Origin of the sequence: Nonomuraea rhizosphaerae, assembly GCF_019396405.1 — a bacterium.
GTDB lineage: Bacteria > Actinomycetota > Actinomycetes > Streptosporangiales > Streptosporangiaceae > Nonomuraea > Nonomuraea rhizosphaerae.
This window is the reverse complement of the sequence record NZ_JAHKRL010000469.1, coordinates 1-11,699: the sequence shown is the minus strand read 5'-3', so window position 1 is coordinate 11,699 and position 11,699 is coordinate 1. Positions and strand designations below refer to the sequence as shown.

Here is an 11,699-nt window from a genome sequence, read left to right as displayed (position 1 = left end):
GGGGGGCCGGCGGCCGGGCGGCGATCTCGACGGGCGGCCCGGCCGTCAGGTGGAGATCTTGATGGCGGCGAGCAGGCCGTCGCCGAGCGGGATCATCACGGAGCGCAGCCGGTCGTCGCCCTGGACGAGCTTGCCGAGCTCGCGCAGCGCCACCGTGTCGGGGTCGCGCTGCGTGGGGTCGGCCACGCGGTCGTGCCACAGCGCGTTGTCGAAGGCCACGATGCCGCCCACGCGCAGCAGCCTGACGGCCTCGGCCAGGTAGTCGGCGTACTCCTGCTTGGCCCCGTCGGCGAAGACCATGTCGTAGCCGCCGTCGGAGAGCCGGGGCAGCACGTCGAGCCCGCGGCCGGCGATCAGCCGCACCCGCCCGCCCGAGAACCCGGCCTCGGCGAACGCCTGCCTGGCCAGCCGCTGGTGCTCCGGCTCGACGTCCACGCTGGTCAGCGTGCCGTCGGGGCGCATGCCGCGCAGCAGCCACAGGCCGGAGACCCCGCAGCCGGTGCCGATCTCGACGACCGACTTGGCGTTGAGCGCCGTCGCGAGGAAACAGAGCGCCGCACCGCCCCCGGGAAGGATGGGCGGGGCGCCCATCTCCTGGCCGCGCTGCCGCGCCGCGTGCAGGATCTCATCCTCGAGATGGAACTGCTCCGCATAGGCCAGAGTGGCCTCTACCGGACTGGTCATCGGCCTCCTCCCCCCACTTTCGTGCGATTGGTCCGCGTGATTGGCACCGATCGCAGCCTAGGGGAGACACGCCGGGACGGGAACTCAGGAGCACCCTAAGGCGTTGCAGGTTTAAACGGGCTTTGCCGGTCCGGAAGGCAGGCAGTACGCATGAAGGGACGAAACCAGGCACTATGGCGGTAGCGGTGGTCCCAATGAGAGGAGTTCTGGTGGACGAAAGTGACCACCAGGCCGATACTCCCGTGTCTGACTGGACTCCTCCCACCTGGGAGGAAGTGGTGCGGACTCATTCCGCACGCGTCTACCGGCTGGCGTATCGCCTGACCGGCAACGTCCACGATGCCGAAGACCTCACTCAGGAGGTCTTTGTGCGGGTCTTCAGGTCCCTGTCGAGTTACACCCCCGGCACGTTCGAGGGCTGGCTGCACCGGATCACGACGAACCTGTTCCTCGACATGGCGCGGCGCAAGCAGCGCATCCGGTTCGAGGGCCTCGCCGACGACGCGGCCGAGCGGCTGCGCGGTCGCGAGCCGTCGCCGGCGCAGGCTTTCGACGACGCTCATCTCGAACCGGACATCCAGGCGGCGCTCGACGCGCTCGCGCCGGAGTTCCGGGCCGCGATCGTGCTGTGTGACATCGAAGGCCTGTCGTACGAGGAGATCGCGGCCACGCTCGGCGTCAAGCTGGGTACGGTCCGAAGCCGTATTCACCGTGGCCGGGCGCAGTTGCGGGAGGCGCTCGATCACCGGGCCCCCCGTAATTCCCAACTCCCCCCGCCATCATTCCCGTCCGGGACTCGTGGGGAGGAAGTCTGATATGTCGCATCTTGGAGAACGTGTGTCCGCGCTTGTGGACGGTGAGCTCAATCACACCGAACGCGACCGCGCCCTTGCCCATCTGACCTTCTGCGGCGACTGCAGGCGAGAGGTCGAGTCGATGCGGGCGCTGAAGTCGCGCCTGCGCTCGCTCGACGGCCCGGCGATGCCGGCCGATCTCACCATGTCGTTGCTGCGCATGGCCGAGCCGGGTGGCCCGCTGCCGCCCAGGGAGCGGCCTTTCCCTACCCGGACGTTCGGAGGGGTGCCCATCCCCGGGCCGCACAGCATCGCTCCTCTGGACAACCGCCCGCGCAGGGACGCCACCGGTGGCGCTTCGGGTCCTGGCCGTGGAGCTAGGCGCCGTTCCACCTATGTAGCGGTCGGCGTGGTGTCCGCGGCCGTGGCGCTGGGCACCTTCTTCGCCGTCTCGGGCACGGGAGGCGCCCCGAACCCGCCGCTCGAACTGTTCAACAACCAGGCTCCGCGCTCCGCGCCGGCCGCACCGCACGCCACCTTCCCGACCGCCACTCCTTGACCCTGCCGGGGCCCACAGGTGGCTCTCAGGAGGGCCTGGGATACTCGTTTGGCGTAGTCGACGGCAACAGGGGCATACGATCTGAGTTCGGGAATCAGCATTTGTCAGGTGAAGGCCTGACAATAGCTTTACGACTCTCGTATGCCGTTCGCGCCATGATTACGGTGTCCGAGGCAAGGAGTGGTGAGATCTAGATGACCGACGAGTCGCGCCCCGACGATGGACGCATGCCGTCGGACTTCCCTGAGCCACAGGGGCGGCCGGAGTTCCTGCCCGCCGACGAGCAGGCCGAGCAGCCTGGATGGCGGTCCGAGACAATGGAGACCGGCCGCGACAACGGCCGCTGGGGCGACCCCTCGGGCCGGTCCCAGGACACCACGGTCTACGGCAGCCCCTCCTACCCCGCGCCGGGCCAGGCAGGCTCAGGTCCGGTGGGGCAGGGTCCGGGCGGCGCGGAGGGCGCTTCTCAGCCGAACAGCACCCGCTCCTACGAGAGCCCGTTCTTCGGCAGCTCGGCGGGCGCGCCGCCCTACGGCGGCGACAGGACACCACCGCCGCCTCCTCCGGTCAACGCGCTCGGCATGGGCGCTGGCTGGGCGCCGCCGCCGCCCGGCGGCGCCACCGCGGCGGCCCCCAGGCGCGGCCCGAGCACCGGCCTGCTGGTCGTGCTCGCCGCCGTCATCGCCCTGATCGCCTCGGGGCTCGGCAGCGTCGGCACCTATCTGGTGACCAGGTCCAGCAGCGGCACGAACCCCTCCTACGACCTCGGCCCGCTGCCGAGCGCCGCCACCAACCGGGCGCCCGACTCCGTCGCCGGGGTGGCCTCGCGCGTGCTGCCCAGCGTGGTCTCGCTGGAGGTCAACGCCAACAGCAACGAAGGCGTCTCCGGCTCCGGGTTCCTGATCAAGGACGGGTACGTGGTGACCAACAACCACGTGGTCGCCCCGGCCGCCAACGGCGGCGACATCCAGATCATGTTCAACAACCGCAAGACCACCACCGGCCGCATCGTCGGCCGCGACCCGGGCTCCGACCTGGCCGTGGTCAAGCCGGAGGAGACGTTCGGGACGCCGGAGATCAACCTCGGCAACTCCGACCAGGTGGTCGTGGGCGACCCGGTCATCGCGATCGGCTCCCCGCTCGGCCTGACCGGCACGGTGACCACCGGCATCGTCAGCTCCCTGAACCGCCCGGTCATCGCCGGCGACGAGAGCGGGGCGAGCACGGAGGAGCCCGCCTACATCAGCGCCATCCAGACCGACGCCGCCATCAACCCCGGCAACTCGGGCGGCCCGCTCGTCAACGGCAAGGGGGAGGTCGTGGGCGTCAACTCCGCCATCGCGACCCTCAGCCGCTCCATGAGCAGCCAGGGCGGCAGCATCGGCCTCGGCTTCGCCATCCCGGTCAACCAGGCCCGTCGCGTGGCCCAGGAGCTCATCACGACCGGCAAGGCCAAGCGCCCGAAGATCGGCATCGTGCTCGACAAGGACTACAAGGGCCAGGGCGTGAAGATCGCCGGCGGGCCCGTCGAGGGACGCCAGCCGGTGGACGCGGGCGGCCCCGCCGCCAAGGCCGGCCTCAAAGCCGGTGACGTGATCCTGGAGATCGACGGCCTGACCCTTCAGGACGGCAACGAGCTGATCGCGCTGATCCGCAGCAAGGCGCCCGGATCCAAGATCACCGTCAAGTACCAGCGCTCCGGCCAGGAGAGCACCGCCACCCTGGTCGTCACCGCCGAGGACGAGCCGACGCCCACGCCGTCGTGATTTCGGCCGGGGGCGGGAGACCGACCTGGGGTGTATTGCCCTTAGTCTGGAGTGGTCCGGGGTTCTCCCCGGCCACGGCTGGACGGTAGGAGCTCACGGTGTTCGGACTCGGGTGGATGGAGATCGGCGCGCTGGTCATCATCGCGTTGCTCGTCTTCGGTCCCGACAAGCTGCCCCAGGCGGCCTCGCAGGCCGGCAAGACCCTGCGCAACCTGCGCCGGATGGCGAACAACGCGCGCGACGACCTGCGCGCGGGGCTGGGGCCGGAGTTCAAGGACTTCGACCCGGCCGACCTCAACCCGCGCAACTTCGTCCGCAAGCACCTGCTGGAGGACGACGAGTCGTGGAACAACACGACCACGCCGCAGCTTGAGCCGGCCGCCGCGACCTACACCCCGGAGCCGGTCGACGAACTGAGCTACGGCGAACTCCCCCCCTACGACTCCGAAGCCACCTGATCTCACCATTTTTTACGGCCGGCATGGGCCGGACCCACTCGCCGTACGTGGCTGGGCTCCCTCCAGGGGCACGCTCCTCCGGTTCCCGGGCTGGGCGCCGTGACGTGCGCAGAGTTGACCATGGCCGCCCTTTTCCCTACCCGTAGGCGCGACGGGCTTGCCGTAGGCATGCGAAGGCCCACGCGGTCCTCTGGAGCGCGTGGGCCTGGTAGGGGACCCCGTACTAGCGGCGGTTGGGGGCCAGGCCCAGTTGGAGGCCCTTGAGGCTGTTGGAGCGTTTGCTGAGGCCTGCCGCGATGGAGCGCAGCTCGGCCGCGGCGGGGGAGTCGGGGTCGGTCAGGACCAGGGGCTTGCCCTCGTCGCCGCCCTCGCGCAGGCGCAGGTCGATGGGGACCTGGCCGAGCAGGGGGACGCGGGCGCCCAGGGTGCGGGTCAGCGCGTCGGCGACCGTCTGGCCGCCGCCCTCGCCGAAGACCGCGATGCGCTCGTCGCAGTGCGGGCAGGGCAGCCACGCCATGTTCTCGATGACGCCGGCGATCTGCTGGTGCGTCTGGGCGGCGATGGAGCCGGCCCGCTCGGCGACCTCGGCCGCCGCCATCTGCGGCGTGGTCACGACGAGGAGCTCGGCCGACGGGAGCCGCTGCGCCACCGAGATGGCGATGTCGCCGGTGCCGGGCGGCAGGTCGAGCAGCAGGACGTCGAGGTCGCCCCAGTAGACGTCGGCCAGGAACTGGTGCAGGGCGCGGTCGAGCATCGGCCCTCGCCAGACGACCGGCGTGTTGCCCTCGGGCTTGAACATCCCCACCGAGATGACCTTGATGTCATGCGCCACCGGCGGCATGATCATGTCCTCGACCTTGGTGGGCCGTTCGGCGGCGCCCAGCATGCGCGGCACGCTGTGGCCGTAGATGTCGGCGTCGACGATGCCGACCTTGAGCCCACTGGCGGCCATGGAGGCGGCCAGGTTGACGGTGACCGACGACTTGCCGACACCGCCCTTGCCGCTGGCGACCGCGAAGACGCGGGTCAGCGAGCCGGGCTGGTTGAAGGGGATCTCCTTCTCGGGCCCCTTGTCGCCGCGCAGCTTGGTCTGGAGCGTCTTGCGCTGCTCGGTGCTCATCACGTCGAGCTCGATCTCCACACCCGTGACACCGTCGAGCTTGGCGACCGAGGTGGTGACGTCGCGGCGGATGGTGTCCTTCATCGGACATCCGGCCACCGTGAGGTAGACGCCGACGCGCACGACACCGCCGGAGCCGATGTCGATGCTCTTGACCATGCCGAGATCGGTGATCGGGCGACGGATCTCGGGGTCGATGACGGTGGCGAGGGCGGCCGTCACCTGTTCCTGGGTTGGTGCCATCGAAGTCTCGGCACGAGGGAGTGCCGTCCCTCCTTAGTCGTCTATGAGTGAACGGGCGCTGCGTACGCCGGTGATGATGCCCCTCCATGGTATGAACCAGGGGCGCGGCCCAGATAATCCGAGCTGTTTAGATGTCTGTGCAACGTTCTAAGGTTACTCCGTGACTCTTCTGCGCGACGAGGGCCTGACCATCGAGGAGCTGACGGTCTGGCGGATGCTGCAGCGGGCCCACGTGCACATCGCCCGGCACCTGGAGTCCGAGCTGCTCGTCGCCCACGACCTGCCGCTGGCCTCGTACGACGTGCTGACGCAGCTGGCCGAGGCGCCGGCGCGGCGGCTGCGGATGAACGACCTGGCCGGCCGGGTGCTGCTCTCGCGCAGCGGCCTGACCAGGCTCATCGACCGGCTGCAGCGCGACGGGCTGGTGGCGCGGGAGGCGTGCGCCGACGACGCGCGGGGGCTGTTCGCGGTGCTGACCGACACGGGCGCGGCGCGGCTGGCCGAGGCGACGCCGACCTACCTGCGCGGGATCAGGGCCAAGTTCCTCGACCTGCTGGGGCCGGGCGAGATCGGCCTGGTCCGCGACATGCTGGCCAAGCTGCCGATCAGCGCCGTTCACTGACCTTCCGATCCGGCTCCTTGAGTTCCTCCGCCAGCCGCTGCAGCTCCGAGCGCAGGTAGTCGCGGGTGGCCACCTCGCCGAGCGCCAGCCGCAGCCCGGCGATCTCGCGGGTCAGGTATTCGAGGTCGGCCTGGTTGCGCTCGGCCGCCGCGCGGTCCTGCTCGTACTGGACGCGGTCCCTGTCGGTCTGCCGGTTCTGCGCCAGCAGGATCAGCGGCGCGGCGTAGGAGGCCTGGAGCGAGAGCATGAGCGTCAGGAAGATGAACGGGTACGGGTCGAAGCGCAGGCCCGCCGGGGCGGCGATGTTCCAGACCACCCACACCGCGACGAACACCGTCATGTACACGATGAACCGCGCCGTGCCCAGGAAGCGGGCGATGCGCTCGGACAGGCGGCCGAACGCCTCGGGGTCGTAGTGCGGGCGCAGCGAGCGGCGCAGCTCCCGGGGCTGGTCGAGGCGTTCAGTCGTCACGGTGGGCCCTCTCGCGCCAGTCCTCGGGAAGCATGTGGTCGAGCACGTCGTCCACGGTGACCGCGCCGACCAGCCGGCCGTGCTCGTCCACGACGGGCGCCGCGACGAGGTTGTAGTTGGCCAGGTAGTAGGCGACCTCGTGGACGGTCAGCTCGGGCCTGATCGGGTCGATCGAGGGGTCGAGGGCGCCGCCGAGCAGCGTGGACGGCGGGTCGCGCAGCAGCCGCTGGAAGTGGGTCACGCCCAGGTACCTGCCGGTCGGCGTCTCGTTGGGCGGCCTGGTGACATAGACCTGGGCGGCGACGGCGGGCGTGAGGTCCTTCTGCCGGATGTGCGCCAGCGCCTCGGCGACCGTGGCGTTGGGCGGCAGGATCACCGGCTCGCTGGTCATCATGCCGCCCGCGGTGTCGTCCGCGTACGTGAGCAGCCGCCGCACGGGCGCGGCCTCGCCCGGCTCCATCAGCGCCAGCAGCCGGCTCGCCTGCTCGTCCGGCAGGTCGTGCAGCAGGTCGGCGGCGTCGTCGGGGCCCATCTCCTCCAGCACGTCGGCGGCCCGCTCGATCTCCAGCGAGCGCAGGATGTCGATCTGGTCGCCGGGCGGCAGCTCCTCCAGCAGGTCGGCCAGGCGGTCGTCGTCGAGCGCGCGGGCGACCTCGATGCGCCGTTTGCCCGGCAGGTCGTGCAGGGCGCTGGCCAGGTCCGCGGCGCGCAGCGACTCGAAGGCCGCGAGCATCCCGGCGGCGCCCTGGTCGTTCTGCAGCGCGCCGAACCCCGACACCTCGCTCCAGCCGACGACCCGCATCTCCCGCCGCCGCCTGCCCCGGTGGACGGCCACCTTGGTGATCCGCCAGGACGTCGGCTTGATCTCCTCCACCGCGACGTCGTAGACGACCATGTTCTCGCCGTGGACGCGCACCTTGAGGTCCAGCATCTGGGCGATGACCAGGGTCTCGGTGGCGCGCTGCTCGAACCTGCGCATGTTGAGCCGGCCGGTGAAGACGACCGCGCCGGCCTCGATGCCGCGCACCCGCGTGATGGGCAGGAACACCCGCCGCCGCGGCTGGACCTCGACCACCATGCCGTGCACGCTCGGCGGCCTGCCGTCGTACGGGCCGACCACGACGTCCCTGATGCGGCCGATCTGGTCGCCCGCGGGGTCGAAGACGGGCGTTCCCGCCAGGCGCCCCACGAAGATCTTCACGTCAGAAGGCTAACAGCGCTGCCCCGTTGCGCCTCGGCCGCCTGGCATGTCAGTATCAAACGCGTTTTATGCTAATTACTTGGGCAGGGGTGGGTCATGAGGTACACGGGGCTCGCACTGGCTTTTGTGTCCGCGTGCTGTTTCGGGTTCTCGGGGCCGATGGCCAAGTACCTGATCGCCGCCGGACTGGCGCCGATCGAGGCCGTCTGGGTGCGGATGGCCGGCGCCGGGCTGCTGCTGGTGGCCGTGCTGGCCGTGGTGCGGCCGCGGGCGCTGCGGATCCCCCGCTCGAAGCTGCCCTTCTTCGTCCTGTACGCGAGCGTGGCGGTGGCCGCGGTCCAGTCCCTCTACTTCGTGGCCATCACCCGGCTGCCGGTGGGCGTGGCGCTGCTGCTGGAGTTCATGGCGCCGGTCATGGTGGTGATCTGGGTGCGGTACGTGCGCCGCGTGCGGCTGGCCAGGGCGGCCTACGTCGGGGCGGTGGCGGCGGTCATCGGCCTGGCCATCGTCGTGGAGGTGTGGCAGGGGCTGCGGCTGGACGCGGTGGGGCTGCTGCTCGGGCTGCTGGCCGGGGCGTGCTGCGCCGGATATTTCCTGATGAGCGATAGCTTCGGGGACGAGATCGACCCGCTCGGGCTGATCGGCTGGGGGCTCGTCGGGTCGGCCGTGGTGCTGGCGCCGTTCGCCCAGCCGTGGGACATCCCCTGGTCCGCCTTCGGCGCCGTCGCCGACCCCTCGGGCGCGCGTGCGCTGCCGGTGCTGGTCGCGTACCTGGTGATGGTGCTGATCGCCACGGCGATCGCGTACATCCTGGGGGTGAACGCGGTGCGGCGGCTCTCGGCGGCCGTGGGCGCCACGGTGGCCTCGCTGGAGGTCATCGCGGGAGCGGTCGTGGCGTGGGCGCTGCTGGGGGAGACGCTCGGGGCGTTCCAGATCGTCGGCGGGCTGATCGTGCTCACCGGCGCGCTGCTGGCCCAGACCGCGACCGCCGGCCGTCAGGGCGTCGTCGAGGAGCTGGAACGGCCCGTCAGCGTGGGATGAGCGCCGTCGGCGCGGTGACCGCCGGCGTGCGGTGACCGTCAGCGCGGGGTGAGCCGCACGACCGTGGCGTCCCTGGCCCAGCGCTCGGTCAGGTGCTCGCTGTCGGGGGCGTTGAGCCGGTCCTTGGCCAGCGCGGCGACCGCCTCGGGCTCGGCTGCCTGGTCCACCACCAGCACGTCGGCGTCGAAGCCGACCAGCCTGGCGCCGTTGTCCTTGCTGCGCAGCGTGACGCCGACGGTGCCGAGCCCGGCCAGGCCGGGCAGGTCCTGCTCGCCGCCGCCGGTGACCAGGTAGATGGCGCCCTCGTGCCAGGTGTGCCAGGCCAGGCGGGGACGGTCGAGGGTGAGCCAGAGGACGCCTGACTTCTTCGCGCCCTCCTGGATCGCAGCGGTGGTGTCGCCGGTGGTGTCGCTCACGCCTCGACTGTACCCGGGCGCGGCGGAGCGGCTACTCCACCGCCGCGGCGGCCTGCTCCTCGGCCTCCATGGCCACGGCGCGCTCGGCCGCGCTCAGCTCGACGCAGAACTCGTTCCCGGCCGGGTCGGCCATGACCACCCAGCCCCTGCCGTTCGGTCTGCGGCGGTCGTCGACGACGGTCGCGCCGAGGGCGACGACCCGCTCGACCTCCTCGTCACGCGACTGATGCGGCTCCAGGTCGAGGTGCAGCCTGTTCTTCAGCGTCTTCTTCTCCGGCACACGGACGAACAGCATGGTCGGATGGCCGGGCGGGACCGCGAGGCCCACCTCGTCGTCACCCGGCTCGTCCGCGGGATCGACGGGATGGCCGAGCACCTTGCCCCAGAACTCGGCCAGTTCGTAAGGCTCGTGCGGTTGCGCGCAGTCAACAGTGATATGTCGGATAACAGATGTCATGTGATCTCCCCGGTGTCGCGACCACCGACCCTAGCGGCATCGAGGTCACAGCCGGGAGAGCAGCTCCGCCTTCTTCGACTGGAACTCCTGCTCCGTCAGCACCCCGGCGTCCCGCAGCTCGGCCAGCTTGAGTATCAGATCGGTCGTGTCGTCGCGCGCCGGTGAGGGCGCGCCGGTCAGCATCGGGGCGAACGCGGGAACGGCGGCCAGCACGGCGGCGGCGAACGGCAGCGACTGATGGGTGGCGCCGTAACCGAGGCCGAAGACGACGGCGGCCGGGTCCTTGGAGGCGTCCGGGACGGCCTGCCGCCCGCGCACCTTCAACCGCATCGACCCGCTGGCCGCCTCCGGGGCGTGCCACTCGACGCCCTCCAGGTCGGCGACTCGGTAACGCTGGTCGCCCGCCGAGTACTTGGCCGTGGTGGCGCCGGACCAGAACCAGGTGAACGAGACCGTCTCGCCGTCGAAGGAGGCCGCCCCGTCCCACGCCTTGAAGCTGCGCGGCGCGGAAGGGCCCGCGACGAGGAAGCGCTCGGCGGGCCGGCCGTCGGTGACGGCCGCGCGCATCTCGTCGGCGTAGTACTCGGCCAGCGTCTCCTTCTCGGCCGGCAGCACCAGCCGGTTGGGGTCGAGCGACTCCTTGAGCTGCCCGGCCGCGACCGTGGCGACCGGGTCGGCGCCGCGCCGGGGAAGGACGCGCAGGACCACCGTCCCGCGCTTGCCGGGGGTGAGGGTGACGTCGGCCAGCGCCGCGTACGGCAGCAGCCGTTCGCCGAGTTCGGAGTGGAGCTTGGGAGCCTTCGAAGGGTCCGGGGTGATGCGTAAGGCGTCCGCCTCGAACACCCATGTGCTGTCACGGCCCTTCAGGACGTCATCCACAGATCCAGACTAACGGGAGGCCCCGCGATGCGCGGCCGCCCGGCGGGCTAGCGTGGGCGCATGCGCTCACGACGATCCGTCCTCTCCGTCCCCGGCAGCAACCCCCGCTTCCTGGAGAAGGCCCAGACCCTGCCCGTCGACGAGGTGTTCCTCGATCTCGAGGACTCCGTCGCGCCGCTCGCCAAGGACGAGGCCCGCAAGAACGTCGTGACCGCCCTGCGCGAGGGCGACTGGAGCGGCAAGACCCGGGTGGTGCGGGTCAACGACCTGTCGACGCAGTGGACGTACCGCGACGTCATCGAGGTCGTGGAGGGCGCCGGGCACCACCTCGACTGCCTGATCCTGCCGAAGGTGCAGGAGACGACCGAGGTCGTGTGGCTCGACACGCTGCTCACCCAGATCGAGAAGACGATGGGGCTGGAGGTGGGCCGGATCGGCATCGAGGCGCAGATCGAGAACGCGCGCGGCCTCGTCAACGTCGACGCCATCGCCGGGTCGTCGAGGCGGCTGGAGGCGCTGGTGTTCGGGCCGGCGGACTTCATGGCCTCGGTCAACATGCGCACGATGGTCGTGGGCGAGCAGCCGCCCGGCTACACCGAGGGCGACGCCTACCACTACATCCTGATGCGGCTGCTCATGGCCGCGCGGATGCACGACCTCCAGGTGATCGACGGACCGTACCTGCAGATCAAGGACGTCGAAGGGTACAAGCGGGTGGCCAGGCGGGCCGCGGCGCTGGGCTTCGACGGCAAGTGGGTGCTCCATCCGTTGCAGGTGGAGGCGGCCAACGAGGTGTTCTCGCCGTCCCAGGAGGACTACGACCACGCCGAGATCGTCCTGGAGGCGTACGAGTACTTCACGACGGTCGAGAGGCGCGGCGCGGTCATGCTGGGCGAGGAGATGATCGACGAGGCGTCACGCAAGATGGCGCTCGTCGTGGCGGCCAAGGGACGGGCTGCCGGGCTGAGCCGTACGAGGACGTTCAGC

At 70.7% G+C, this 11,699-nt stretch carries 14 protein-coding genes; 7 read left to right on the top strand and 7 right to left on the bottom strand.

Annotated elements, in window-relative coordinates; all coding sequences use genetic code 11:
- Nucleotides 1-45: 45 nt before the first annotated feature.
- Entirely contained in the window at nt 46-684 is a 639-nt protein-coding gene (locus KME77_RS24090; protein WP_219471208.1) for an O-methyltransferase, read from the bottom strand.
- 194 nt (nt 685-878) lie between these two features.
- On the opposite strand from KME77_RS24090, the gene sigE reads away from it, so the two are divergent.
- From sigE to KME77_RS24070, 4 genes are all read left to right on the top strand, one after another.
- Complete coding sequence (gene sigE / locus KME77_RS24085) at nt 879-1,499, top strand: RNA polymerase sigma factor SigE (RefSeq protein ID WP_372451219.1); 621 nt, start codon at nt 879-881, stop codon at nt 1,497-1,499.
- Nucleotides 1,500-1,521: 22 nt separating this feature from the next.
- Complete coding sequence (locus KME77_RS24080) at nt 1,522-2,037, top strand: anti-sigma factor family protein (RefSeq protein ID WP_308250872.1); 516 nt, start codon at nt 1,522-1,524, stop codon at nt 2,035-2,037.
- 194 nt (nt 2,038-2,231) lie between these two features.
- Nucleotides 2,232-3,803: a S1C family serine protease gene (locus KME77_RS24075; protein ID WP_219471206.1), complete on the top strand. Its 1,572-nt coding sequence runs from the start codon at nt 2,232-2,234 to the stop codon at nt 3,801-3,803.
- Between the two features lie 98 nt (nt 3,804-3,901).
- Nucleotides 3,902-4,261 (top strand): sec-independent translocase, encoded by a 360-nt coding sequence (locus KME77_RS24070; protein ID WP_308250871.1) that lies wholly within the window; start codon nt 3,902-3,904, stop codon nt 4,259-4,261.
- 223 nt (nt 4,262-4,484) lie between these two features.
- On the opposite strand, the gene KME77_RS24065 is transcribed toward KME77_RS24070, so the two are convergent.
- Complete coding sequence (locus KME77_RS24065; RefSeq protein ID WP_219471205.1) at nt 4,485-5,624, bottom strand: Mrp/NBP35 family ATP-binding protein; 1,140 nt, start codon at nt 5,622-5,624, stop codon at nt 4,485-4,487.
- Nucleotides 5,625-5,784: 160 nt separating this feature from the next.
- Here KME77_RS24065 and KME77_RS24060 point away from each other — a divergent pair, with 160 nt between their 5' ends.
- The gene (locus tag KME77_RS24060) at nt 5,785-6,246 is read left to right on the top strand and encodes a MarR family winged helix-turn-helix transcriptional regulator (RefSeq protein ID WP_308250870.1); all 462 of its coding nucleotides are present in this window, start codon (nt 5,785-5,787) and stop codon (nt 6,244-6,246) included.
- On the opposite strand, the gene KME77_RS24055 is transcribed toward KME77_RS24060, so the two are convergent.
- Together KME77_RS24055 and KME77_RS24050 are read right to left on the bottom strand one after the other, a co-directional pair.
- Nucleotides 6,230-6,718 carry a DUF1003 domain-containing protein gene (locus KME77_RS24055; RefSeq protein WP_219471204.1) on the bottom strand — a complete coding sequence of 163 codons (489 nt, stop codon included), beginning with the start codon at nt 6,716-6,718 and terminating at the stop codon, nt 6,230-6,232. The two genes, KME77_RS24060 and KME77_RS24055, sit on opposite strands and share 17 nt — an antisense overlap.
- A complete protein-coding gene (locus KME77_RS24050; RefSeq protein ID WP_308250869.1) occupies nt 6,708-7,919 on the bottom strand; it encodes a magnesium transporter MgtE N-terminal domain-containing protein in 1,212 nt (403 codons plus the stop codon). The genes KME77_RS24055 and KME77_RS24050 overlap by 11 nt, the downstream gene beginning before the upstream one ends.
- Before the next feature lie 96 nt (nt 7,920-8,015).
- On the opposite strand from KME77_RS24050, the gene KME77_RS24045 reads away from it, so the two are divergent.
- Nucleotides 8,016-8,960, top strand: a complete 945-nt coding sequence (locus KME77_RS24045; RefSeq protein WP_219471203.1) for an EamA family transporter — start codon at nt 8,016-8,018, stop codon at nt 8,958-8,960.
- A gap of 38 nt (nt 8,961-8,998) precedes the next feature.
- Here KME77_RS24045 and KME77_RS24040 read toward each other — a convergent pair whose 3' ends face one another.
- The 3 genes from KME77_RS24040 to KME77_RS24030 are packed head-to-tail and all read right to left on the bottom strand — an operon-like array spanning nt 8,999 to nt 10,712.
- Nucleotides 8,999-9,376 (bottom strand): hypothetical protein, encoded by a 378-nt coding sequence (locus KME77_RS24040; protein ID WP_219471202.1) that lies wholly within the window; start codon nt 9,374-9,376, stop codon nt 8,999-9,001.
- A 31-nt stretch (nt 9,377-9,407) separates the two neighbouring features.
- Nucleotides 9,408-9,833: a VOC family protein gene (locus KME77_RS24035; RefSeq protein WP_219471201.1), complete on the bottom strand. Its 426-nt coding sequence runs from the start codon at nt 9,831-9,833 to the stop codon at nt 9,408-9,410.
- Nucleotides 9,834-9,878: 45 nt separating this feature from the next.
- The gene (locus KME77_RS24030; RefSeq protein WP_219471200.1) at nt 9,879-10,712 is read right to left on the bottom strand and encodes a DUF4429 domain-containing protein; all 834 of its coding nucleotides are present in this window, start codon (nt 10,710-10,712) and stop codon (nt 9,879-9,881) included.
- Between the two features lie 60 nt (nt 10,713-10,772).
- Between KME77_RS24030 and KME77_RS24025 the strand changes: the two genes are divergently transcribed.
- The coding region (locus tag KME77_RS24025; protein ID WP_219471199.1) for an HpcH/HpaI aldolase/citrate lyase family protein at nt 10,773-11,699 on the top strand (927 nt) is incomplete at its 3' end.

What these genes read in the sequence shown, in the direction of transcription:
- KME77_RS24045 (WP_219471203.1), top strand. Translation starts at nt 8,016, where the DNA reads ATGAGGTACACGGGGCTCGCACTGGCTTTTGTGTCCGCGTGCTGTTTC.
- KME77_RS24065 (WP_219471205.1), bottom strand. Translation starts at nt 5,624, where the DNA reads ATGGCACCAACCCAGGAACAGGTGACGGCCGCCCTCGCCACCGTCATC.
- KME77_RS24090 (WP_219471208.1), bottom strand. Translation starts at nt 684, where the DNA reads ATGACCAGTCCGGTAGAGGCCACTCTGGCCTATGCGGAGCAGTTCCAT.
- sigE (WP_372451219.1), top strand. Translation starts at nt 879, where the DNA reads ATGAGAGGAGTTCTGGTGGACGAAAGTGACCACCAGGCCGATACTCCC.
- KME77_RS24035 (WP_219471201.1), bottom strand. Translation starts at nt 9,833, where the DNA reads ATGACATCTGTTATCCGACATATCACTGTTGACTGCGCGCAACCGCAC.
- KME77_RS24075 (WP_219471206.1), top strand. Translation starts at nt 2,232, where the DNA reads ATGACCGACGAGTCGCGCCCCGACGATGGACGCATGCCGTCGGACTTC.